Consider the following 24192-nt stretch of genomic DNA (forward strand, 5'->3'; position numbering starts at 1 on the left):
ATGAGTGAACTTCCACGGTTAGTCAATAGTAAAGATATTTCAAGAGGAAAAATCTTTTATGTTGCATTGCCTTATACACAAGGAAGACCATTTAGATTCATCGAAAAAGATGAACAACATTCAAAAATGTATCGAATTATCGAGAAAGAGGATGGCTTTCAAGGGAAATCTGAACCCCAAACAGGGAAACGACGATCAGAAAGCCTTGAAATTGTAACAGGAATCAAGTTAAGACCATGTATTGTGATTCAAAAAGATCAGTACAATCATAATGAAAAATACCCATTTGTTGTCATATTACCCATTGCGACACTCTCTGAAGATCATAAAAAAAAACCTATCTTTAAACGATTAATTGAACGTAATGATTTAGATCAATTTTATTATTTAGGAAATGATTGTTACATTACGGTTAATGATCCAAAAAGAGTTTATAAAAATACGCTCTTTTATGTAGAAGGTCATCTCAAAATTGATGAAAAAGAAATTGACATGGATGAGTTAATGATGCGCTTTGCAGAGTGTTTTGATGTGAAAAAGATTAGATAACATAGGGAAGAATGAGGAAAAGTAGAGGGTGAAAGCCTTCTACTTTTTGTATCTAGGGGTTCAAATCAAGTTTGCATAATTGAAAACTTTGACTTTTCCCTACTAGAGATGGTGACTTTTTTAAGAGTAGGGGAGTATTCGGACGATTTTACTCCCCCTTTGGTGAGATGATTCCTTTAGAGGATTCATCCTAAAAAGTTTTATGAATTGAGACTGATTCAAGGACTGTAGATGTTCTGATGTTTTGCGTTCAAAGCAATTGTCAACTTCTAGGCAAACCTATGATGATTTCTATTTAGACGGATTAAAATAATCATAAAATTAATTTAATCACAGAGAAATCTCATGCACTTCTTCGATTTTCAGGTATAATAAAGTTATTTTAAGAAATAGGAGTTGAGTAACGTGTCAAAAGTGAAAACAAATGCAATCCGTTTACTTGATCAAAAAAAGATTTCGTATGAATTGTTAACTTATGAGGTCGATGATCAACTCGATGGAATAACGGTAGCGACTAAAATTAACTATCCAGTAGAAGTTGTTTATAAAACGTTGGTGACGAGAGGGAATAGTAAAAATATTTATGTTTTTGTGATTCCTGTAGCCACTGAACTGGATTTAAAAAAAGCGGCAAAAGTTGTGGCGGAAAAAAAACTTGAGATGATAGCAGTCAGTGAAATTAACGGATTAACGGGCTATATTCGAGGGGGATGTTCACCGGTAGGGATGAAAAAAGTTTACCCGACTGTGATTGATGTCACTGCACAACAGTTAGACTATTTTATTGTGAGTGGTGGGAAAATTGGATTACAAATGAAATTAAATCCAAAAGACTTAGAAAAAGTGATTACGCTTCGTTTTGAAAAGGTCACGATAGAGAAGGGAGACATCATGTGTTAATTTTATTAATTATTCTTAATCTCATCAGCTTTACATTAATGTATGTCGATAAACAAAAAGCAATCAAAGGAGAGTGGCGAATCAGCGAGAAAACTTTATTCTTGAGTGCCGCTTGCTTTGGGGCTTATGGAATGTGGTTAGGCATGAATCAATTTCACCATAAGACCAAACATGTAAATTTCAGAGTATTTATTCCACTATTAATGATCATTGAAAGTGTCATCTTGTTTGTACTGTATACGAAAGGGTGGTTTTAAAAAAGTTTTTGATGAAAATTTACTTTCATTTTTTAAAAAGTAGAAGGACATAATTCATTTCATACATCATTAAATATAAGTACTGTATTTTTTTAGAAGGCGTGGTCTTTCAATGTGTCTCTAAAGAAACCTATGAGATGAAACGTGTGTCGAACTCTTGTTAGAGACCCGATAAGGCTGTCTGTGTAGTCAGCAGTTGGATGTGTTTCATCAAGCAAGTGTCAAGCATTTGATAGAGAATGATCCCATCAATGATTTTAGGAAGAAATAAGTAGCAGACTAGGGCTTTTTTACCTAGTCTTTTTTTAAGCTATAGTTTAATAATGGGTGGATTTAAGAAAAAAGAAATAAATCTGTTTATTTCTTTTTTTCTTAAATTTGATGATGAACTGACTTCATTAAAGATTACATCGATTTTGTTTTGAGTTGTAAAGTCGACTTTTTTCTTTGTTTCATCATGAAAAGAGGAGTTTAAACATATGATTTAATAAATGAGAGGATAAGGAGAGAGAGGTATGTTAAAAGAGTTAAATCAAATAAAAAATCAGCGTTATGGATATGTTCGTGTTAAATTGTTGATTGATTATTGGGAACATCTCTCGCAAATTAAATCGGTTGAAGTAGGAACCATAATTTATAAGGGGCGGCAGTTAGAGTATGGTGTGCTTGCCAAAGGATGGAATCATCATGGAACTTATATTCAATTGCTGTATATTTTGAATTCCCCAAAAGATGAATACCACTTTTTAATTGGAAATGTGAAGGGTCCTGTAGAGGAGTATGAGGATTACCGATTAAAGATTGATGATGTAGTACCAATGAATGAATCTTTAATCGAGTATATTATTGATTTGAATCGATTATTATGAGGGATTTTTTTAAAATTAAACGTTAGTTTTCTACGTGTCATACCTTTAAAAATTTTTACAGAAGAACGTCATTAAAAACAGATTGATTTGAAGGCTGTTATGATGGGGTTCTTTTTTTACTGTATTTTAAATAAGTATAGATGATAAAAAATCATTGATACGATTAGTTAGTATGGATAAATTTTTAATTTTAATTGTAGATCAGCATTCTTATAAAGCAGAGATCTTTTAATCTACTCAGTGAAAGTTTTAGATTAATCATCTGTTTTTCATTCTCATTTAATAAGAATCAGAACGCAGGAAATGAGTTCTGATAGCTTTTTTATGGTGGCAAAGTTTTATTTTCTCTAGATCAGAGCAGGGAGCCTCACAAGTTTTTATTCTCTTTTTAATGGGTTAACCCCTGAATGATAAGATACCGTCGGACTAAAAGTTTTATAACTGTGACTCATTCTAAACATGCAGGTTCCCTATTGTTTTGCTTGTAAAAACTATTCTCTCTCAACTGCTTGGTAAAAAGGTCTCTATTTAGAGAGAGTAGAAATGAGGTTTATTTTTGAAGGAGAATGGGATGAATTTATTTTTTTAGATGCATTGTTTTTTTGAAATAAGGAGATCACACTAACGCAAAATGAAGAGAAATTCATATTTTATATTATACGAGATTCCATAAGAGGAAGTGCTTAAACGTGAACGAAAATCACATCGATAAACGGTCAACGAATTTAAAATGTAAACCACCTTATATTGATCCCTCAAATCCTGATAGTATCCCAAAATATATTGATCGACTCCCTATTCCCAAAAAAGCAGCACGTGAAATTTGTACTGAAACATATGATGCATACCGTATCACTATGAAGGAAGCGTTTCATACCTTCCATTCCTATTTTCCTAAAACGAAAGTTTGGGGATATAATGGAAAATATCCGGGTCCAACCATCGAGGCATTTAAAGATAGAATAACTTATATACGCTGGGAAAATAAATTGCCTGAAAAACATATCCTTCCCTATGATTACATGCTTCATGGGACCATAGATACACCTGAAGTTAAAACAGTTGTTCATGTTCATGGTGCTCATGTAGAGCCTGAAAGTGATGGCCATCCGGAAGCCTGGTTTACTCAAGATTATGCGCTTAGAGGACCACACTTCACTAAGAGGGTATATCAATATACCAATCATCAACCTTCTACAATGTTGTGGTATCATGATCATGCCATGGGAAGTACGAGATTAAATGTATATGCTGGCTTGGCAGGATTATATCTGATTAGAGATGAATTAGAAGAAAGGTTAAATTTACCGAAAGGTGCGTTTGAAATTCCAATTATCATCCAAGATAAATCGTTTAATCCAGATGGATCATTGTTATATCCTGAACCATTGATTAATCCAGATCCACCTGCTCCCATTACTGGATTTTTAGGTAATACTATTGTAGTTAATGGAAAGATTTGGCCATGTTTAGAAGTAGAGCCTCGTAAATATCGTTTGAGATTTCTGAATGCATCTAATGAAAGAAATTATGATTTAAGCTTTTCTAATGATGCCTCTTTTTATCAAATAGGAACTGATGGAGGATTTATAAAAGAAACGAATGAAATCAAATCTTTTAAAATTTTCCCTGCTGAAAGAATCGATACCATTGTAGATTTTTCAGACTATAAAGGTAAAACGATTATTTTAAAAAATAACGGAGATGACGTAGATTCCAATACGGCCGTTATTATGCAATTTAAAGTTTCCTCTAAACGTTCAAAACCCGATACTAGTGAGATTCCAACGAGACTTAATCCTTATGACCATTTAACTGTAACAGATGCTGTTACTACTCGAACTTTAAGACTTGGAGCGAAGACTGATTCAAATGGAAATTTGATGCTTGATCCGGATGGGAGACTGATACTTGTTTTAAATAATCGAATGTGGCATGAACCAACGACTGAGATTGTTAAAAGTGACACAATAGAAGTTTGGAATATAATTAATCCAACACCAGTTACACATCCGATTCATATCCACTTAGTTCAATTTCAAATATTATCTAGAACGTCGATTGAAACAGGAGAAGAACTTCCAATTCACTCGTATGAACAAGGATTTAAAGATACGGTTGAAGTACCTTCTGGAACCATTACAAGTGTTGCGATGCATTTTACTGGATTTACGGGTGAATACGTCTGGCATTGTCATTTGTTAGAACATGAAGATCACGATATGATGAGACCTTTACGTGTTATTGAAGGGAGCTTACCCAGTAGAGAAAATCCTATAGTATAACGTAGGGGTTCACATGATTTGTCCTATTGATTCATTTAACGATGATTTACTAAAAGATAAATTCAAAACTAATGGTTTAAAGAGAATAAGAAAACAAGCAAATGATCGACTGAAGTCCGAAATGATTTCACTCATTTTTTTTCTCTACTACTATTGATGAGAAATTAGGGACTCATCACTTAGGCATATAAAGCCAATTTAAATTTTAAACCTTAAGAGATTATGATAGGACGATCTCAATGTCATTAGGATATTTTTTTATTGTGAAGTTATATAGGATTGAGTAAAATGAATGAAGGTAATTCAAAAGGTAGGGGAGTTTTTATGCATTATGTCTATATTGTAGAATGTTCTGATCAAACTTTATATACGGGGTATGCAAAAGATGTCTTTAAAAGATTACATGAACATAATCATACAAAAGCAGGCGCAAAATACACTCGAAGTCGACGTCCAGTAGAGCTAAGATATATCGAAAACTTTAATTCTCGATCTGAGGCGTGTAAAAGGGAAAGTGAAATTAAAAGGTTAAAACGTGAAGAAAAATTAGAATTAATCAAAGAGTATATGGAAAAGGAGTCAATAAATTCATATTGACAAGCGTCATCTTTTTATTTATACTATAACTAATAATCATTACTATTATAAATATTGGATAGATTTGTTTAATTCACAAATATAAGTTATAAGTATCTAAAATAGATGATAAAGTTAGGTGATAATTATGAAGTATTCAAAACAGCGAGAAATGATCTTTAATTGTATTAAAGAAAATCCTATGCATTTAACGGCAGATGCCATTTATGAAATGTTAAAAAAAGATAATCCAAATTTAAGTCTTGGAACGGTTTATCGTAATCTTTCTCAATTAGCTGAGCATAATATGATTCAAAAGGTAAGTATCGCAGGGTATCCGGATCGTTTTGATGGAACGCTACAAGATCACTTTCACTTTTTATGTTTAGAGTGTGGCGATATTCAAGATATTTTTATTGATGAATTATTTGATGTGGCAAAGGTAGTAGAAAACCAGGAAAATGTTCAAGTTCAATCATTTGATATGTCATTTAAAGGAATTTGTAGTAAATGTAAGGGACATAAAGTTAATTAAGGATAAAAAATTCGTCAGACTCGTGACGAATTTTTTTGTTTTTGGATAGAAAATGATAACCAGTCATATCAAAAATGGATAAATTCAACTAAGATATGGATTTTTTTTAGCTCTTTTTATAGATTTAAATCTAACGCTTGAGTGAAGATATTTTTCAAGGTATATTGTAATTGTGAAACGTAATTTCAAATTAAAACGCGTTTAAATGGAAATCAAATGTTGATCATAATGGACGAGTAAAAGATTAGCATTTGATTCTTTTATCGCTAACTTTGTAACCGTTAACATTAGGGGAGGGGATTGAATTGAGTAGTAAGATAACCAGTATCATGCAAACACATTCAAGTGGATTTACAAAATCTGAAATCAAAATATGTCACTACATCAATTCACATCGAGAATCTGTGATGTATCTATCGATTACGGAATTAGCGGAGTTAATCGGGGTCGGAGAGGCAACCATTCTACGCTTCTGTCGTAAGATAGGTTACAAAGGGTATCAAGATTTTAAGTTAGCTATGGCAAAAGAACCTGCTTTAAATTCCATTGAAAATCACGAACTATCATATATTGATAAACTCTACGAAATGATGATTAAATCATTAGAGAATACTAAACATTTATTGGATGATCTGGAAATTAAACATGGATGTGCTCTCATCGAACAGACGAACAATGTTTATGTATATGGTGTTGGATCTTCAGGGCTTAGTGCTCGGGAAGCCAGTAGCAAATTTTTAAGGGTTGGGAAACATATCGAGGCTATTACAGACTCACATTTTCAGGCCATTAATAGTGCAACCTTAAGCCAAGAAGATGTTGTCATTGCTATTACGATAACAGGTAGTACAATCGATTTATTAGACTCTGTCAAAATTGCAAAGGAAAGAGGCTGTAAAATTATTGCAATTACAAGCTATATTAAATCTCCCATTACTAAATATGCAGATGTTGTCTTACTTACTTCAGGAAAAGAAAATCCGTTAGAAGGTGGATCGTTATCCGCGAAAATGTCACAGTTATTTATGATTGAACTATTGTGCATCGGATATATGATAAATAATGCAAAAGTCTCAGAAGAAATGAAAAACTTAACGGCAGGCGCAGTGGCAAATAAATTAAATTAGTGGGTTGATTACTTAAATTAGGTTAGTCCAGCGATAACTTATTATCGTTGTGTTTAACAATAGATACCTATAGGGGGAATAGTCATGTTAAAGAAACGATTTTTATCGATGGTAACGTTATTAGCGCTTGGGACGCTAACCGTTGCTTGTGCACCAAAACTTGAACAACCAACGACAGATACATCAAATACCTCAACCGAGAGTACAAAACCAGAAACCTCGACCGAAACACCTAAAAATGAGGTAACAACCATTACGTTTTGGAATTTTCCAAACTTTGCAACCATTGATGACACCGTAGGAAAATACGAAGAAGAAATGATTGCAGCTTTTGAAGCTAAAAATCCAGACATTAAAGTCAATTTAGAAATCATTTCATTTAATGATGGACCAGCGAAAATTAATACAGCGATTGAAACCAATACTGCACCAGATGTTGTCTATGATGCACCAGGTCGTATTATTACTTGGGGAAATAACGGTGTTTTAGCCCCATTAAATGACATGTTTACAGAGGAGTTTAAAAATGATTTAGATCCAATGCTTTTAGATGCTGTACAAGGTCAAGATGATAATTATTATATGTATCCAATTAATACATCACCTTTTATGATGGCATTTAATAAAACGATGCTTGAAGAACTTGGGTTACTTGAGTTGTTACCATTAGATAATGAAACACGTGCCTGGACGGTTGCAGAGTATGAAACATTATTATCAGCATTAAAAGATGCTGGAAAAATTCCAGCGATTTTCTATGCAAAAAGTTCAGCGGGGGATCAAGGAACTCGTGCCTTCATTTCTAATCTTTATAACTCATGGATTACAAATGATGATTTAACAGCTTACCGTATCAATGATGAAGGTGGAGTTAAAGCCTTACAGTGGACGGTAGATGCGATTAAAAACGGATATTTAGTAAATGGTAGTGCGATGACATCAAGTGATGCGATTGACGAATTCGTAGCTGGACGTGCAGCAAGCACCATTTTATTCTCACCAGGATTACTAAATAACAATAAAGAGAAAATGGATTTTGAAGTCGTATTCGTTCCTTATCCAAATGAAAGTGGAGAACCCTCACTTGAATACTTAATTGGTGGTCCTTGTGTATTTAATAGTGGAGACAGTGCACGTATCGAGGCCGCAAAACGTTTTGTTGATTTCATGGCTAATGATGAAGAATGGGGTGTTAAAAATATTAAAGCGACTGGAACATTTGCCGCTCGAAAATCAATGACAGGATTATATGACGATGCAGAGTTACAGTACAATGCCTTAATGACGTCATATTACGGGACTTACTACAATACCATTAGTGGATATGATGAAATGAGAACTTTATGGTTCCCAGCTCTTCAAGACGCAATTAACGGTGGAGATGTTCAATCTGCTCTGGATCATTTCGCAGAACAGGCGAATACCACAATAAAATAAAAAAATGACGTAGCCTAAATTTAGGCTACGTCTAATTAAATCAAGAACGAGAGTTGTTCAAAAATAATAGGGGGGAAGTCATGGCGAGTATTAGTCAAAAACCACTTATGCCATCAGTCTCACAGACTAAAAATCAAAAACGTACCCTTTCACCTAAGATGCGTGAAACAATTGTTGGGTATTTGTTTTTATTACCGGCTTTAATCTTCTTTGGAATATTTGTTTTATTTCCAATTATTCAAGGCATTTATATTAGTTTTTATGATTATACGATGAGTACCTTCAATTTTATAGGGCTTCAAAACTACATCGACCTGATGTCAGATCAAGTGTTTACTAAATCACTTTGGAATACTGTTCTCTTAGTTATTGGAACGGTACCATTTATCATTGTATTTTCAATTTTTGTTTCAAATGCTATCTATGAACGCTCAGCCTTTACAAGATCATTTTTTAGGGGAGTCTTTTACTTACCAGTGGTCACAGGGATTGTAAGTGTTACGGTTGTTTGGCAATGGATTTTTCATCCTTTACATGGGATTTTGAATTATTTATTACAAAATATGGGGGTCATTGATAGTCCAATTTCATGGCTCGGAGATGCAAGATTTGCTTTAATTTCAGTGATGGTCGTTTTATTAACAACTTCTGTTGGACAGCCAATTATCTTGTATGTGGCATCACTTGGAAATATCCCGAAAGATTATAGTGAAGCAGCGCAGATTGATGGAGCAAATAATTGGCAGATTTTTAGACATATTAAATGGCCGCTATTAATGCCAACGACCTTATATATTGTCGTGATATCAACCATTAACTCTTTCCAATGTTTCTCTTTAATTCAACTTTTAACAGCTGGAGGACCAAACTATTCAACTTCAACCGTGATGTATCTTGTTTATGAACGCTCATTTGTTTTAAATAAATATGGGTATGCTTCGGCAATGGGAGTTATTTTAGCGATCGTCATTGGGGTGTTCTCAATCATCCAATACAAGTTCTTTGGGAAAGATGTTGAATATTAAGAGATAGGAGGGGATTAATTTGTCAACGAAACAAAATACTGAAAAGAAATTAAGTAAAAAGAAGAAAATAACGGTTGGATCAGTCATGACGCTCATCATTTTAACCTTGTTAGCCATCTTTTTTATCTTTCCATTTTATTGGATTATAACAGGAGCATTTAAGTTACAAGATGTAGCTGTGGCACTTCCACCCGAATGGTTTCCAACAAATCCAACACTTGATAACTGGGTCAAATTATTTAAAAATCCAGCAGGATCATGGTTCCTTAATAGTGTCTATCTTTCATTTTTTACGATGATTTTAGTTTGTGTGACATCTACTTTAGCTGGATATGTTCTGGGGAAAAAGAATTTTTATGGTTCTAAACTCATGTTTGCTATATTCATTGGAGCGATGGCACTTCCAAAACAAGTTATCTTAATTCCACTTGTTCGTATTGTCTCAGCTTGGGGATTTGGCGATACGCTAAGTGCTGTGATTTTACCAGCAGTGGGATGGCCATTTGGGATTTTTTTAATGAAACAATTTTCTCAAACCGTCCCGAATGAGTTATTAGAATCGGCGAAAATAGATGGATGTAGTGAATGGGGAATCTTCACCAAAATTGTATTACCGCTTGTTAAACCAGGGGTGGCGGCTTTAGCTATCTTTACCTTTATTTCATCTTGGAATGATTATTTCTTACAGTTAATTTTCTTAAATTCACGCTCTAATTTATCATTACCACTTGGGGTTGCAACAATGCAACAAGAATTCTCATCAAATTATGGCGTTATTATGGCAGGTGCTGCTTTAGCATCACTTCCAATGGTTATTATCTTTGTGTTCTTTCAAAAATACTTTACACAAGGAATTACAATGGGAGCTGTTAAAGGGTAAACAAAAAAAGACGTTTTGGAATGATCCAGACGTCTTTTTTTTGTTTGCTAAAATCTGTTTATTGGTTTTCAAATGTTCTTAATCATCTACCATGTCTGTCAGATCATTTAATGGTTTATTAAACGTTTTATGATAGAAAATAATAAAGCACGTAAAAGTTGTTAGTGCTGCAATAATATCTGCAATTGGTTCGGCTAAGAATACAGCATCTAATGGTGAAATAAAAGAAGCAGTGGTTGCAGGTAAGATGAAAATGAGGGGAACTAATAAAATCATCTTACGAAGTAAGGCTAAAACAAGTGAAATTTTAGCTTGTCCAAGTGCTAAAAACGTTTGTTGACATGCTGATTGAGCCCCAAAGATAAAGATACCTGCAAAGAAAATACGGATGCTATGAGAGGTGATTTCAACCAACTCCGGCTTATCGTTAAAAATATTAACAAAAATGTGTGGTGCTAATTCTAAAGAGACACACATCACGGTTGTATAGACTAAACAAACCGTTAATAATAACTTGAATGTTTTTTTGACACGATCAAATTGATTGGCACCGAAATTATATGAAATAATCGGTTGTGCACCAGAAGCAAGCCCCATTAAGGGTAAGAAAATGATTTGATTGATACTACTAATAATGGTCATCGCACTGACTGCTAAATCGCCACCAAATCGTGATAGTTGATTATTTAAAGAAATTAAGACAAGACTTTCTGTTGCCTGCATAATAAATGGCGAAACACCGAGCGCTAAAATAGGGAGAATCACGTTCAATTCAGGTTTAAGGTAACGTTTTTGAATCTTTAAAATACTTTGCTTACCAAAAAGGAATTTTAAAACCCAAATAGCAGAAACAAATTGTGACGTAATGGTTGCAATCGCAGCCCCTTTAACGCCTAAGTTAAGACCGAAAATAAAGATAGGGTCTAGTACGATATTAAAAATAGCCCCGACTAAGACCGTTAGCATACCAATTTTAGCAAATCCTTGAGTATTAATAAATGGATTCATTCCAAGCGCGATTTGAACGAAAATGGTTCCTAGTAAATAAATGGTTAAATAATCATTCGCGTATCCTAATGTTTGAGAACTGGCCCCAAAAGCAAGAAGAATGGGTTCTTTAAAAATTAATAAAAGTGTCATTAATAAGACCGAAATAATCATTAGCGTCGATAAACTATTACTTATGATTTTCTCTGCGCCATCATGATCTTGTTTCCCCATTTTAATGGCCGCTAGTGGGGCACCTCCCATCCCGATGAGTGCACTAGTAGCAGAGATTAACATGATAATTGGAAATGCTACACCAACACCAGCCATTGCTAAATCTCCATCTTGAATACGTCCGATAAAAATTCGATCGACGATGTTATATAAAACATTAACTAATTGTGCTATGATAGCAGGTGTTGCAAGCTTTAATAATAATCGACCAATAGGATCTTTTCCTAAATCAGTAGATTGAGTTGACATCAAATCCCTCCAATAGTAGTTCTATTTTTATCCTCAACATATAATGATACTATACTTTAAATGGAGTGGGAACCTTAATTTTGTCGAAATATTTAAAATTTGAATAGGACTAAAATTAATGATTGATTAATAAATCATAGATGACATAGAATAAATTATAGGTAAAATCAGAAAAAATGAAAAAGGAGTTTAGCAATGAGTGGAAAGAAAAGATGGATGATTGGATTAGGTGGCGTATTTACACTTCTTGGAGGCTATACGATTTACAAATTTAGTCAACCTCCCAACAATAGACCTAAGGACTATCAACGACAAGATAAAAATCGTCAATTAGTAGCATGTCTTGGAGACAGTAATACCCAAGGAACGATGGCGTATAATTTTGTTAATGAATTAGCAACCTCTATGGGGGAAGAAGGATATGACTTTATTAATGCAGGGGTAAATGGAGATTTAGTTTATAATGTTTTAAATCGATTAGATGAGGTTATCATCTGTGATCCTGACTATATCATTATATTAATCGGGACCAATGATATTTTAGCTCAGTTAAATAAACCTAATGAAATCAAATTTGAACTAAAAAAACATCTGCCTATGAAACCAAATGAAGCCTGGTTTATTTCTAATTTAACGGCGGTGATTTCTAAGCTTAAAGCCAATACTCGTGCTAAAATAGCCATCTTATCACTACCATTAATAAGTGAAGATACAGATTCGTTTGCATTTAAACAAGCGATAGAGTATAGTCAACAAATTCAAAAAATTGCTCAATTAGAGCAGATTACTTACCTTCCTTTGAATGAATGGCAATTAAAGTTTTTAGAAGAGAATCGTGAGTCGAAGCGTAAAAAGGTTAAAACATCCCCCTTTGCGTTTTTTATGCCTTCTTTTAAACATTATGTATTAAGAAAATCTTGGGAAGAAATATCACAGGAAGCGGGACTTATTTTAACAGTCGATACGGTTCATCAAAATAAAATTGCGGCTTCTATGATTGAACAATTGATTCGCTCATTCTTAGAAACAGAAGAATAGATCAAAAAGATACCCATTTTGTGGTATCTTTTTTTTATAAGAGGATATAGAAGGATTGAATCATTAAATCTTTTTATTTAAATTTTTAATAAATTTAATAAATTAGTTCTATAATCGAATTTCATTTCATAATCATTAATGAAAACAAAATGAAAGCAGGTGACGGTCATCAAACCTTTGGCGAAAGAAGCAAATCATAATCATCAACGTAACATTAATGTAAAAACAGGTTTAACAGAAGAACAAGTACTCGAACAACGAAAGCAGTATGGAACAAATGAATTTTCAAAGCCAAGCGAGCGAGGACTATTAAAAGAGTTTCTAGACATTTTTAAAGAGCCCTTAATGGTCATTTTATTTATTGCAAGTGGAATGAGCTTTTTAGTGGGAGAGTACAAAGACGGTGTTGGAATCTGCATGGCAGTTGTCCTAGGGATTCTAATTGGGAAGATTACAGAAGGTAAATCTAAAAAAGCAGCTGCAACACTTGAAAAAATGACAGATGATGTTGTGGTTAAGGTCATGAGATCTGGGAAAAAACAACAAATTCATAAATCAGAGGTTGTCCCGAACGATATCGTCTTTTTAGAAACAGGTGATTTAGTTCCGGCAGATGGAATCATTTTAGAAGCAGCTGAATTGAAACTTAGAGAGGATATGCTAACTGGGGAATCTGATCAGGTTTCAAAACAAAAAGATAGTATTGTTTATGGAGGGACCTTAGTAGGAAATGGTAATGGTCTAATGCTTGTCACCAAAATAGGTGATGAAACAGAAATGGGATCAATTGCAAAAGATTTAGATCAGACTGAACAAATGACGCCATTACAAATAAAATTAGGAATACTAGGTCAAAAAATATCATCCATATCGTCTGGTGTAGCTGGAATGTTATTTGTGTATATGATTATTCAGATTTTTAAAGATAGTCATATTCAAATTAATTTTTCTAGTTGGGATGCATTTGTCCATTCTTTACATGATATTTATATTGTATTTCCAAGTATTAAAACAGCTTTTATTGTTTGTGTGGGGTTAATTGTAGCAGCTGTTCCTGAAGGATTGCCAACGATGATCAATATCACATTAGCAATTACCATGAATCAAATGGCTAAGATTAATGTTCTCATTCGAAAAAAAGAAGCATGCGAAACAATCGGATCTGTCAGTGTGATTTGTAGCGATAAAACAGGAACATTAACTGAAAATAAAATGAAAGTTGGAAAGTTAGTCTTAGAAGGTCGTGAAGTTGACTTAGATTCAGCTAGTGAATATCCCTTACTAGTCAGAAGTTGTTTGCTAAATAGTAGTGCGGATGTTGAATTCAATGGGACGCATCATAACTATATTGGAAATCCAACAGAAGGTGCATTGATTTCAATGATTAATAATCCATCTTACTCTCGATTCCGAGAGGAAGCAAAAGTGGTGCGACAAATTCCATTTGCTTCAGTTAATAAATATATGTTAACTGCCATTGAAACTAAAGAAGGATATGAAGTTCTTTCTAAAGGAGCACCGGAAGTGATTTTAAATCAAAGTGCATATGAGTTAGTGAATGGACAAAAAAGAGTATTATCTAGTGCGCGAATCAAGGCGATTTCGGATTCAATCAAGACTTATCAATCGCAGGCTATGCGTGTCATTGCCTTTGCTTATTTGGAGACTCCATCTAAGGATCTTGTCATGAATACGGATCGTTGGAATCAAAAGTTAATTTTTTATGGATTTGTCGGAATTACAGATCCTCTACGAGCAGGTGTAAAAGAATCAATTGAAAGTGCAAGAGCTGCTCGTATTGAAACAAAGATTTTAACCGGAGATAATATCAACACGGCTGTTGCTATTGGAAATGAACTTGGAATTATCACAAAAGATAAGCGTGTTGTAGAAGCAAGTTATATTGATAGTTTAAGTGATGCCGAGCTTCGTAAAGAAATCAAAGATATTGCGATCGTTGCACGTTCAATGCCTAATACAAAGATGAGGATTGTTAGTGCTCTTCAAAAAAATGGAGAAGTCGTTGCGGTTACCGGAGATGGAATTAATGATGCACCGGCACTCACGAAAGCAGATGTAGGGATCGCAATGGGAATTGCAGGGACTGAAGTGAGTCGTAATGCGGCTGATATTATTTTAACAGATGATAGTTTTAATACGATTGTTGAAGCCATTAAGTGGGGGCGTGGAATCTATAATAACTTCCAACGGTATTTACAATTTACTCTAACGGTTAATGTGATTGCCTTTTTATTAACGATTATCAGTCAGTTGTTAGATCAACCCTTACCTTTTACAACGATTCATCTTCTTTGGGTGAATATTATTATGGATGGTCCACCAGCCTTAGCGCTTGGATTAGAGCCTATCCGTCAGACGGTCATGAGACGTAAGCCAACTTCGAAAAATGCGTCGATTATTAATCGTTTTATGGTTCAAACGATTATTGGTAATAGTATTTTTATGATTTTGGTGTTGCTTGCCCAGTTACAATTTAACTTCCTTGGTGCGGATGTGACCCATGTTACACGAGGAGCAAGTGAATCACAAACCGTTATTTTTAGTTTATTTGTAAGTTTAGTCTTATTTAATGCTCTGAATTGTCGTGAGTTTGGTCTTGTCAGTATCATTCCAAACTTCTGTAAAAATAAGACAGCCCTTAAAATTTTAGGTGCGACATTCGCTATCCAAATTTTAGTGACCCAATTAGCAAGTGGCTTCTTTAATACGGTGCCGTTAAGCTTTATGATGTGGATCAAAATTATTTTATTAGGATCAAGCGTTGTTTTATTTAGTGAGATAGTCAAATGTGTTTTACGTCTCATCAACTTAAAACGTAAGAAAAAACGTCAGGAGCAAAAAGTAATTCAGAATGTCACAGCATCTTAAAGATGTAAAAAAGAATCATTGAGTTTAGGACCCAATGATTCTTTTTTTTCATTCTTTAGTTATCGAAACGTTTCAAAAGGTTAACCGGTTTCAGAGGGTTTACTCTTCAAAAGAAAGGCTTAGTTATGATATACTTCCTTTGTAACCGCTTAAGTTGAGGTGAGGAGGAGTTAAAATGGAATTAACATATAAATTTGGACGTGGAAATTGGCGCACTATTGAAGAAGGTCAAGAACGCGAATGGTTAATGGGAAATGGGATCGGAGGATATAGTGGACAAACGATTGTCAACAGTGGTTTTCGTTCATTTCATGCCTATTTAGTCGCATCTTTAAATCCACCCGTTGAACGTTATGCAGTTTTTACACGTACCCAAGAACAAGTGATTTTAAATGGAAAAGAATACGATTTAACGGCACAAACGTACGTTAATGAAAATAAAAATGGGCAACATTATTTAAATCGTTTTACGTTTGATAGTGTTCCAACCTACTATTATCAAGTCGAAGATGTAGAGTTAAGCAAAACCATTGCGATGGAGTATGGACATAATACAGTTGCTGTTTGTTATGAAGTCAAAACAGGTGGGCAAAAAGCAACCCTAAATATTGTGCCATTATTTAATTTCCGTGGAGCAGGGGCGACATCTGAACGTCAGGAATTAAACTTTGAGATGAATTTAGCTGATCAAGTCTTAACATTAGTACCTGCAGGTTTTGAGGAAATGAGTATTAAATTCTTTGCCTCAAAGGGGACTTATATCGATCGAAAATTACGTCCAACGAGTATGGCAACGCCAAATTATTTAATTGAAGAAAATCATTACTATGAGTTTGATAATCGAAATGGAAGTCGAGGCCTCGATAATCATTATACGCCATATGATTTAGTGGTAGAGCTAGAGCCTCATACAACGACTAAGTTTTATTTGAAGTGTACGGTTGAAGAATTAGATGAACGAGATGGGTTTGAGATTGTGAAAAACTATCGTGAACGTGCGAATCAGTTAATGGATCAATCTGGATATGAGGATGCACTCGCGTTAAATTTAGTAAAAGCAGCTGACCATTTTGTGGTGAAACGTGAAAGTACAGGATTAAAAACCATTTTAGCTGGCTTCCCTTGGTTTACAGACTGGGGACGTGATACGATGATTGCATTTGAAGGGTTGACATTATGTACAAAACGTTTTGAAGAAGCACGAGAAATTTTGGAGTCATTCGTACGCTATTTAAAAGATGGTCTTGTTCCAAATGTCTTCCCGGATAAGGGAAGTGAGCCAGGATATAATACAGTCGATGCCTCTTTATGGTATATTCATGCGGTTTATCAATATTTAGCGTATACCGGGCAAGAATCAGATTACCATTTCGTTGAATCGGTATTATTTGAAAAAATGAAAGAAATTATTAAAGCGTATCGCGAAGGAACAGCATTCTCAATTGGAATGGATGAGGATGGATTGATTCATGCTGGAGATGGATTAGATCAGGTGACATGGATGGATGTTCGTGTGGGAGATTTCGTTGTGACACCACGCCATGGTAAACCAGTAGAAATTAATGCACTTTGGTATAATGCCTTATGCATTATGTCTGAATTATCGTTAAAATTTGGTCAAGTGAACAATGAGTATGAAGAATTAGCAGTGCGTGTCAAAGAGTCCTTTAACGCTCGTTTTTGGAATGAAGAAACACAGTGCTTAAATGATGTAGTGGATATCGATGATGCCAAGGTCAGACCAAATCAAATTTACGCGGTTTCATTACCGTTCACGATGTTAAGTGAAGAAAAGGAATTAAAGGTGGTAGAGAAAGTTTACCAAGAATTATATGCCACATATGGCTTACGATCTTTATCATTTAAAGACCCTGAATACAAAAGACAATATATCGGAAAACTCCTAACTCGTGATTGTGCGTATCACATGGGAACAACATGGGGATTTTTAATTGGAGGATTTATTTCGGCTTATTGTAAAGTGCACCGTCATGATAAAGCAGCTATTAGGAGTGCAAAAATGATGTGTGAAGTGTTTGAGGATCATTTACATGATGGTTGTATTAACGGAATCGCTGAAATATTTGATGGTGAGTTTGCAGCAACCAGTCGAGGATGTTTTACACAGGCTTGGAGTGTTGGGGAAGTATTAAGAGCTTACACCGTTGATGTTTTACCGTATTTAGATTAAGTATAAAAAAAGGAAAGTGAACGCGGCTTAATAGGGTTCACTTTCCTTTTTTATTATTTTAAAAGGTTACTTTTTGATTAATTTTATAAACGTTGCCATCAATTTGGATATATAGTTGATAGGTTCCTGATAAACCTTCGGCATTGATGTAGTTCGTAACGGATAGTAAATCACCGTCGTTAACGTCTGAAGCATTAAATAAGTCAATGCACATAGCAGAATAGCTTGTTTTTGAGACACGAATATCATAAACTCGTTGATCGCCAAGTTTTGATAAAATCAGTTTAACTTTTTGCCCTTCTTTGAATTGCGCGTTAAAAATTAAACGATCAGATTCTTGATTAAAGGTTAAATGATAATCATTGGCTGGTAATTCTTTTGCTTTCCATAAGCCGTTAATATCGAGTTTTAGGGTTGGGGTTTGTCCAAGGGTTCCAAGACGTGTTCCAGGCTCTAGATTATAGTTGAATCCTGATGAATAAAGCGACATTTTTTGCACGCGATAAAATTGGGTCGGGAAGTCAAGTGTTGTAATGACCTGATATTTTAAAACTTCAACTGTTTTAGCTTCTAGTTTGGCTTCAGGGTTGAAATAGGCTGGTTGATTCATTGGCACTCCATTCACAGAACCCATTCCACCTGAATGAATGAGATAATGATTTTCTCCTAAATAATCAACTTCTGAAATATAAGGCGAGTAAAAACTTGAACCTAATTCTTTTCCATATTCATAAATTTGCTCGATTGTCATCTCATCTGTATTGAGTCGATAGATCACGCCACGAGAATAGTTGTCCTTGGCTTCAACATAATCGAGTGGATTTTTTGAACGATTATTTCCATTATCAAAAATAAAGAGGTCTCCGTTTGGTAACACTTTGGCAGAATGTTGTGACCACTGCCATTCAAAATTTTCACCGATTGGCGTAAAGAAATAACGTTGCATCTCTTCAGGCCAATTCGTGGAATCTCCAATAATCCAGTTTAAATCTCCTGTCTCATAGTCTATGCTGATGACAGCATCTTGATGGCGTCCAGATAAAATGATAGCATCTGTCAGATGATCATAATAAACGGAGTTGTTATGGAACCAATCGTGTTCGGTCCAATTTTCACTTTTTCCGGCGTCAGTCGGTAGAACAGAGGAAAGATCCCATTCTTTTATTACTTCACCGCTTTGACGATTGATTTCGATGACATAATCTTCAACAACAGTTTTAGAAGGGTTATTCCCAGCCACGATAAAGTTTCCGTTATCTAATTCATAAACATCATGATGATATCCGCCAGGAAAGACGTATTCATGATAAACTTTACCTAACAGGTCCATTTCCATTAATCCCGCCATATAATAAGGGGCATTTACGGTACGATTGGAACTTAAAATAAGATTTCCATTTTTTAATCGGTTAATCTCCCAGACATTAGCCGTCGTTAAGTACCAACGAACATCGCCATTTAAATCATACGCTGCTGTATAACCAGCACTAGCAGGGGTATAGAAAAATAAATCTGAAGTGGCCTGATTGGCATCATAAGTCACACTTGTAGGCAAAATAAAGTCATCTGGTAAGGGATCTGTCTGAATGTCAAGTGTAGTAGAACTTCCGTCAGATAACGTTAAAGTGACATGATTTAACGTATCAGGATAAAGCCCATAGATTGGTACTAAGTGATTGGTTGCTGCAGGGAGAGTTGTCTTAAATGTTGTGAATTCATCTTTTCCTTCAATCCTAACCTCAACAGCTTGAGATTGTGAGGTCGTAAAAGCTACAAGTGCTGTTAATGGTGAATTTTGATACGGATTAATCTTTATAAAAGGATTTTCAAACGTATAATTTCCAATTTCAATTTCTGTTTGTAAATCTTGATCGATTTGGTTTTGTTGCGTGATTAAATCAAGACTTTGTGGAACGGTTAACATCTGAGAAGAAGATTTTAGATTAATGTATAGCACACATCCAAGCAGGATAATTAAAAGGGTAGCAATGACTAGCCATATTTTTTTCATTGTGTTTTCCTTTCGGTCATTTGAACAGGTCTTGAAATGACATTTTTTTATGTAATGCTTTTATCATAAAATGACTGTAGATGAAAGTCAATAATAACCATTTATAACAGAAAATTTATACAACTTTACCATTATTATAAACACTTTAAAGGATGTTTAGTCCTATATTAACTAAAAAAGCCATCTAGAGAAGACTAGATGGCGCTTTTTTATTTTATAATATGAATAAATTGACGGTCATCAACTGTAACATGTTGATGTTTCTTAAAGTAATCGATAATAATTTCAGTCATTTCAATTTGGATTTCTTTGATAATTGGACAATCACGGAAGAATTCATAACCTCCAACACCACTTGAACGATAGTTGTTCATCACGAGTGAGAACGTATCCGTCGGGTTGACTTCTTGGCCTTTCACGATCATGTTAACGACTCGTTCACCGACAGGTTTAGTTAAATCAAATGTATACTCCACATTTGAGAAGAAATCATAGTTGTAGTGAGCCACTTTAGGTTGAAGGAAACGTTTAGATACAGATAGTTCTCCATTTGTATAATCAATATAGGAAGCGCAGACTTCTAATGCTTGCTTTAAAACTTTTCCACTAACTTCACGGACAACTAATGTATTCGGGTAGACATAAGTTGAAACAATGTCGCGAACGGTAACACTTTTGTTAAATCCTTTAACAGCGTTGGCAAAAGAAGTACAAGCTAAATCACATTCTGCCACTTCGAGTTGAATTTGGTTAATAAAGTTAGCAAGTAATGAACCATTAATCGCCATATCAAGACGATCACTTGGTTGTAATTCTACATTTAAATAACCGACCGGACAATCTAGCCACTCTTGAACACGATTTTCGAGTGGTAATAGGGTATCATACATGACTTGATCAGGATGATTTTCAAATGCATTTAATGAAGAGGTTACGCTCGTCACATGATGATCATCTGTTTGAACATGAACTTCAGCATATTTTGTTGCATTGTGTGGAGTTTGGATGATATGAGTCCCAAATAACGTTTGATTTTGTAGTGGGATATGTTGATGTCCTGTTAGTAAGACATTAAAATCTAATTCTTTACAAACTTTATAGGCTATATTTTCAGAAGATGTACTTAATTGTTCATGTGTTGATAAATCGTATTCAAATCCACCATGATAAATTCCAATTAAAACATCAACTTGAGGTTTTAACTCATCGTGAACTTGTTTAATTGAAGTAAAGGTATCACGCACTTCGAAATTTGTTAAATTATACTCTTTTTCCCAAATAGGAATAAAGTCAGTTGTAAATCCGATAATCCCAACTTTTAAACCGTTTTCCATTGTTTTTATGTCGTAACCTTGAATAGGCAGCTGATTTGTTTTATCTAGGACATTTGTACATAAACATTTCGCATTTAAATAATCGAGATATGATTTTAGATAGTCATAGCCATAATTAAATTCATGATTTCCTAGTGTAATATAATCATATCCTCCTGCATTCATCACCTCAGCAATGGGATGTTTAATTAATTTCTCACTACTTAAAAAAGTGGTAAAAGGAGAGCCTTGAATGGTATCACCACCATCAATGATTAGTGTATTTCCATCCTTTTGATAAGACGCAATAATATTTAGCATCCCCATCGGCTTGATTGTTGTATCCGTATAATCTGTTGGATAAACATATCCATGTAAATCGGAAGTAAAATAGATTTTTAATTCTTTCATTATAACACCTCATACAAATTATAACACAAAATTCGACATCAATCTGCCCGTGCTATCATTATTGTGCGATAAAAGTATTAAAACATGAAGTGAATTTGCAAAATAAATGAATTTTAAAAAAGGAACCACCATTTTTTTATGTGAATTTAATAATAGAATATGATAAAATAATAAAAAAACAAAAAGGAAGATCAATCATGGCCGAAAATATATTAAAATTTAAGGATTGGAATGATCTAGAGGGAACAGAATTACTTCAATTATTGGAGCAATCAGTTGATTTAGATGAAGAGCTTTATGAGCTGATGATGAAAAAAGTACCATATTTGTTAAAACAGACAAAAATGGTACACAAACAAACTTATAAAACAACAAAAATTTCAATGAAATTAAGTAAACAGACAAAGAAGTATTATTTAAAAGTTTCGAAATCAATTTTGAAATTAATTAAAAATTCAGAAGTTTCAAATGAGCTAAAGGTTGAATTAATTGAGTTGTTAAAAGAAATCACTCTCAAAATTGAGAAATGTGATGAACGAGATAAACACTTTTTAACTCAACAACAGGTTAAAACATTTGGTTATAGTACACTAGCCTTAGCTGGATTGGTAGCGATTTATGGGGTAAAGGCTATCAAAAAAGATTAAAAACTCATCAAAAACAGAGGCGATTCCACTTAGTGAAATTGACTCTGTTTTTTTTTAGTGATAACTTAACTTTGTTGATAAAATGAATCTATCATATCATGTTTTAGAGATATAAGGAATAGAGTAGTATTAACAAACCTTACAGGAGGGGAGAGGGATGGCTAGTAACGTTCAATATCAAAGACAATTATTTTTTCAAGTTCATTGCGGAGTTAATCTCCTTTGTTTTGCGATTACATTAATGTGTGTGGTGGCTTTAAAATTTAGCATTGGGTTGTTACAATTATTTGCTTTAATTTTGCCACTCGTTGGGATTGCTTCTTTTTTTGTGAATGATAGTGTGAGTAAAGGTCGAAAAGTTGTAAAGGAATGTTATTGTTTTGGGAGTATGGCTAGTCTTATTTCACTTTTGCTTGTTTCACAACTTTTATTTCAATTTAGTGTAGCGGGATGGATTTGGGAATTAGCATATTTTATTGTAACAGCGGCTGCTGTCATTGCAATCGGTTATTTTATCCTCATGGCAGATTCGTTACTCTTAAGTAAAACCTTAACGCCTATTTCAATTGTTGCAGGATTAATCATTGGACTACTAGTGGCAATTGTTATCTATAAATTTTTCATTTGTTATTTTTTTACACCCGGATTTTTGATTTTTTGGAGCTATACCTTTTGGATTATAGATCTCATTTTAACGGTATTAGTTTGTCTAGATTTGCGAATTATTTTATTTAAAGGAAGATAAGTTAGATTAATAGAAAAGAGGCTTTATATGTTACAACCTTATATAGAAGGTGAATTAGTTTATTTGAGTGAATTAAAAAAAGAAGAATTACCTTTGTTACTAGAACTTTATGAAGATGAAGAGTTTATGGAGGACTTTGGCTATATTGAGGGAGTTGTCCAAACATATGAGTCACTTTACACATGGTATGAAGAACTAAAATTATCTGAAGATGAAATCTTTTATTCCGTTTATGAAAAAAAAACTCAGGAATGGATTGGATTTATTAGTTTAATGGATATAAATGAAGGTGAACGAGAAGGATGGCTTGTAATTGGATTAACCCAAATCAAAAGGGGGAAAGGATTTGGGAAAGAGGCAATGTTTTATTTAATTAATGAAGCCTTTCATCAAGGATTAACAACGATTCGACTCAGTGTGTTAAGTCATAATGAACGTGCCATTAGGTTATATAAAAAACTAGGATTTAAATTGGAAATGATTTATCCAAAAGAACAGTTCCCCAATTTTTTTCAAGTAGATATTATAGAACTGAGTCTTGAGGAGACAGAGTTTAATAGCAGATAAGAAGAAGGGGGAAGTGGCGTGAGAAATCAGTTGAAAAATTCAAATTGGTTGGAATTTGAACAAGCCTTTCCTGAGTATTATGCCTCACTAGGGAAAATTCACTTCGATTCCTGTCAAATTAATGGCTCACGTATTGGAAGTTTGCAATTAGTCACGACGGAACAAGAGGTGCTTCAATATATAGAGCCGATTGCTTTACATGGATACGAGTACTTGACAATGGGGCTTGTGATTCGAGGAAATGATGTTGAGGCATTTCATTATCAAGTTAATTTTTTAAATATTGAAAAACAAAGCATCAAAAAAATTAGGCAAAATATTGTTTCTGAAATAACACCAGAGTTTAAAATAATTACGGTCACGTGTAAAATCCCAGCCCATGCTCATTTAGCTAAAGTTAGTTGGGAGATAACGGGATGTGCAACAGGGATCACGTTATATAAACCAAGTGTGACATTAAAATAAAAAAA

The 24192-nt window shown here is 34.1% G+C and carries 21 protein-coding genes; 18 read left to right on the forward strand and 3 right to left on the reverse strand.

The genetic code is table 11. From position 1 onward, the window contains the following. The 11 genes from HLK68_RS11885 to HLK68_RS11935 all read left to right on the forward strand — a co-directional run bounded on the left by HLK68_RS11885 (position 1) and on the right by HLK68_RS11935 (position 10440). Entirely contained in the window at positions 1 to 549 is a 549-nt protein-coding gene (locus HLK68_RS11885; protein ID WP_006785598.1) for a type II toxin-antitoxin system PemK/MazF family toxin, read from the forward strand. Positions 550 to 954: 405 nt separating this feature from the next. Further along, positions 955 to 1449, forward strand: a complete 495-nt coding sequence (gene ybaK, locus HLK68_RS11890; RefSeq protein WP_006785599.1) for a Cys-tRNA(Pro) deacylase — start codon at positions 955 to 957, stop codon at positions 1447 to 1449. Then, on the forward strand, positions 1443 to 1706 hold the full coding sequence (locus HLK68_RS11895) for a DUF1294 domain-containing protein (RefSeq protein WP_009606476.1): 264 nt from the start codon (positions 1443 to 1445) through the stop codon (positions 1704 to 1706). Before ybaK ends, HLK68_RS11895 begins: the two co-directional genes overlap by 7 nt. A 515-nt stretch (positions 1707 to 2221) precedes the next feature. After that, positions 2222 to 2575, forward strand: coding sequence for a hypothetical protein (locus tag HLK68_RS11900; RefSeq protein ID WP_009606426.1), 354 nt, complete (start codon positions 2222 to 2224; stop codon positions 2573 to 2575). Positions 2576 to 3264: 689 nt separating this feature from the next. Further along, positions 3265 to 4860 (forward strand): multicopper oxidase family protein, encoded by a 1596-nt coding sequence (locus tag HLK68_RS11905; RefSeq protein WP_009606432.1) that lies wholly within the window; start codon positions 3265 to 3267, stop codon positions 4858 to 4860. A 324-nt stretch (positions 4861 to 5184) separates the two neighbouring features. After that, the gene (locus tag HLK68_RS11910) at positions 5185 to 5457 is read left to right on the forward strand and encodes a GIY-YIG nuclease family protein (RefSeq protein WP_006785603.1); all 273 of its coding nucleotides are present in this window, start codon (positions 5185 to 5187) and stop codon (positions 5455 to 5457) included. 127 nt (positions 5458 to 5584) lie between these two features. After that, positions 5585 to 5971: a Fur family transcriptional regulator gene (locus tag HLK68_RS11915; protein WP_006785604.1), complete on the forward strand. Its 387-nt coding sequence runs from the start codon at positions 5585 to 5587 to the stop codon at positions 5969 to 5971. A gap of 305 nt (positions 5972 to 6276) precedes the next feature. Next, positions 6277 to 7098 carry a MurR/RpiR family transcriptional regulator gene (locus tag HLK68_RS11920; protein ID WP_006785605.1) on the forward strand — a complete coding sequence of 274 codons (822 nt, stop codon included), beginning with the start codon at positions 6277 to 6279 and terminating at the stop codon, positions 7096 to 7098. 84 nt (positions 7099 to 7182) lie between these two features. Then, positions 7183 to 8535: an extracellular solute-binding protein gene (locus HLK68_RS11925; protein ID WP_006785606.1), complete on the forward strand. Its 1353-nt coding sequence runs from the start codon at positions 7183 to 7185 to the stop codon at positions 8533 to 8535. Between the two features lie 80 nt (positions 8536 to 8615). Further along, complete coding sequence (locus tag HLK68_RS11930; protein ID WP_006785607.1) at positions 8616 to 9560, forward strand: carbohydrate ABC transporter permease; 945 nt, start codon at positions 8616 to 8618, stop codon at positions 9558 to 9560. A gap of 19 nt (positions 9561 to 9579) precedes the next feature. After that, a complete protein-coding gene (locus tag HLK68_RS11935; RefSeq protein ID WP_009606441.1) occupies positions 9580 to 10440 on the forward strand; it encodes a carbohydrate ABC transporter permease in 861 nt (286 codons plus the stop codon). 78 nt (positions 10441 to 10518) lie between these two features. On the opposite strand, the gene HLK68_RS11940 is transcribed toward HLK68_RS11935, so the two are convergent. After that, a complete protein-coding gene (locus tag HLK68_RS11940) occupies positions 10519 to 11910 on the reverse strand; it encodes an MATE family efflux transporter (protein WP_132942634.1) in 1392 nt (463 codons plus the stop codon). Between the two features lie 195 nt (positions 11911 to 12105). On the opposite strand from HLK68_RS11940, the gene HLK68_RS11945 reads away from it, so the two are divergent. The 3 genes from HLK68_RS11945 to HLK68_RS11955 all read left to right on the forward strand — a co-directional run bounded on the left by HLK68_RS11945 (position 12106) and on the right by HLK68_RS11955 (position 18028). Continuing rightward, entirely contained in the window at positions 12106 to 12948 is an 843-nt protein-coding gene (locus tag HLK68_RS11945; RefSeq protein WP_132942633.1) for an SGNH/GDSL hydrolase family protein, read from the forward strand. Positions 12949 to 13125: 177 nt separating this feature from the next. Next, positions 13126 to 15837 carry a calcium-translocating P-type ATPase, PMCA-type gene (locus HLK68_RS11950; protein WP_009606453.1) on the forward strand — a complete coding sequence of 904 codons (2712 nt, stop codon included), beginning with the start codon at positions 13126 to 13128 and terminating at the stop codon, positions 15835 to 15837. Positions 15838 to 16012: 175 nt separating this feature from the next. Next, complete coding sequence (locus HLK68_RS11955) at positions 16013 to 18028, forward strand: amylo-alpha-1,6-glucosidase (protein ID WP_055164754.1); 2016 nt, start codon at positions 16013 to 16015, stop codon at positions 18026 to 18028. A gap of 58 nt (positions 18029 to 18086) precedes the next feature. Here HLK68_RS11955 and HLK68_RS11960 read toward each other — a convergent pair whose 3' ends face one another. Further along, on the reverse strand, positions 18087 to 20039 hold the full coding sequence (locus HLK68_RS11960; RefSeq protein WP_132942632.1) for an aryl-sulfate sulfotransferase: 1953 nt from the start codon (positions 20037 to 20039) through the stop codon (positions 18087 to 18089). A 209-nt stretch (positions 20040 to 20248) separates the two neighbouring features. Beyond that, positions 20249 to 21763 (reverse strand): bifunctional metallophosphatase/5'-nucleotidase, encoded by a 1515-nt coding sequence (locus tag HLK68_RS11965; protein ID WP_006785616.1) that lies wholly within the window; start codon positions 21761 to 21763, stop codon positions 20249 to 20251. A 197-nt stretch (positions 21764 to 21960) separates the two neighbouring features. Between HLK68_RS11965 and HLK68_RS11970 the strand changes: the two genes are divergently transcribed. The 4 genes from HLK68_RS11970 to HLK68_RS11985 all read left to right on the forward strand — a co-directional run bounded on the left by HLK68_RS11970 (position 21961) and on the right by HLK68_RS11985 (position 24187). Further along, positions 21961 to 22410, forward strand: coding sequence for a hypothetical protein (locus HLK68_RS11970; protein WP_006785617.1), 450 nt, complete (start codon positions 21961 to 21963; stop codon positions 22408 to 22410). Between the two features lie 157 nt (positions 22411 to 22567). Further along, the gene (locus tag HLK68_RS11975; RefSeq protein ID WP_006785618.1) at positions 22568 to 23155 is read left to right on the forward strand and encodes a hypothetical protein; all 588 of its coding nucleotides are present in this window, start codon (positions 22568 to 22570) and stop codon (positions 23153 to 23155) included. 27 nt (positions 23156 to 23182) lie between these two features. Next, positions 23183 to 23722 (forward strand): GNAT family N-acetyltransferase, encoded by a 540-nt coding sequence (locus HLK68_RS11980; RefSeq protein WP_009606436.1) that lies wholly within the window; start codon positions 23183 to 23185, stop codon positions 23720 to 23722. An 18-nt stretch (positions 23723 to 23740) separates the two neighbouring features. Further along, positions 23741 to 24187: a hypothetical protein gene (locus HLK68_RS11985; RefSeq protein WP_006785620.1), complete on the forward strand. Its 447-nt coding sequence runs from the start codon at positions 23741 to 23743 to the stop codon at positions 24185 to 24187. Positions 24188 to 24192 lie beyond the last annotated feature (5 nt).

Source organism: Turicibacter sanguinis (assembly GCF_013046825.1).
Taxonomy (GTDB): Bacteria; Bacillota_I; Bacilli_A; order MOL361; family Turicibacteraceae; genus Turicibacter; species Turicibacter sanguinis.

Excerpts from the sequence above, each read along its gene's own strand:
- HLK68_RS11885 (WP_006785598.1), top strand. The coding sequence starts at position 1 with ATGAGTGAACTTCCACGGTTAGTCAATAGTAAAGATATTTCAAGAGGA.
- HLK68_RS11900 (WP_009606426.1), top strand. The coding sequence starts at position 2,222 with ATGTTAAAAGAGTTAAATCAAATAAAAAATCAGCGTTATGGATATGTT.
- HLK68_RS11910 (WP_006785603.1), top strand. The coding sequence starts at position 5,185 with ATGCATTATGTCTATATTGTAGAATGTTCTGATCAAACTTTATATACG.
- HLK68_RS11915 (WP_006785604.1), top strand. The coding sequence starts at position 5,585 with ATGAAGTATTCAAAACAGCGAGAAATGATCTTTAATTGTATTAAAGAA.
- HLK68_RS11925 (WP_006785606.1), top strand. The coding sequence starts at position 7,183 with ATGTTAAAGAAACGATTTTTATCGATGGTAACGTTATTAGCGCTTGGG.
- HLK68_RS11930 (WP_006785607.1), top strand. The coding sequence starts at position 8,616 with ATGGCGAGTATTAGTCAAAAACCACTTATGCCATCAGTCTCACAGACT.
- HLK68_RS11940 (WP_132942634.1), bottom strand. The coding sequence starts at position 11,910 with ATGTCAACTCAATCTACTGATTTAGGAAAAGATCCTATTGGTCGATTA.
- HLK68_RS11945 (WP_132942633.1), top strand. The coding sequence starts at position 12,106 with ATGAGTGGAAAGAAAAGATGGATGATTGGATTAGGTGGCGTATTTACA.
- HLK68_RS11955 (WP_055164754.1), top strand. The coding sequence starts at position 16,013 with ATGGAATTAACATATAAATTTGGACGTGGAAATTGGCGCACTATTGAA.
- HLK68_RS11960 (WP_132942632.1), bottom strand. The coding sequence starts at position 20,039 with ATGAAAAAAATATGGCTAGTCATTGCTACCCTTTTAATTATCCTGCTT.
- HLK68_RS11965 (WP_006785616.1), bottom strand. The coding sequence starts at position 21,763 with ATGAAAGAATTAAAAATCTATTTTACTTCCGATTTACATGGATATGTT.
- HLK68_RS11970 (WP_006785617.1), top strand. The coding sequence starts at position 21,961 with ATGGCCGAAAATATATTAAAATTTAAGGATTGGAATGATCTAGAGGGA.
- HLK68_RS11975 (WP_006785618.1), top strand. The coding sequence starts at position 22,568 with ATGGCTAGTAACGTTCAATATCAAAGACAATTATTTTTTCAAGTTCAT.
- HLK68_RS11980 (WP_009606436.1), top strand. The coding sequence starts at position 23,183 with ATGTTACAACCTTATATAGAAGGTGAATTAGTTTATTTGAGTGAATTA.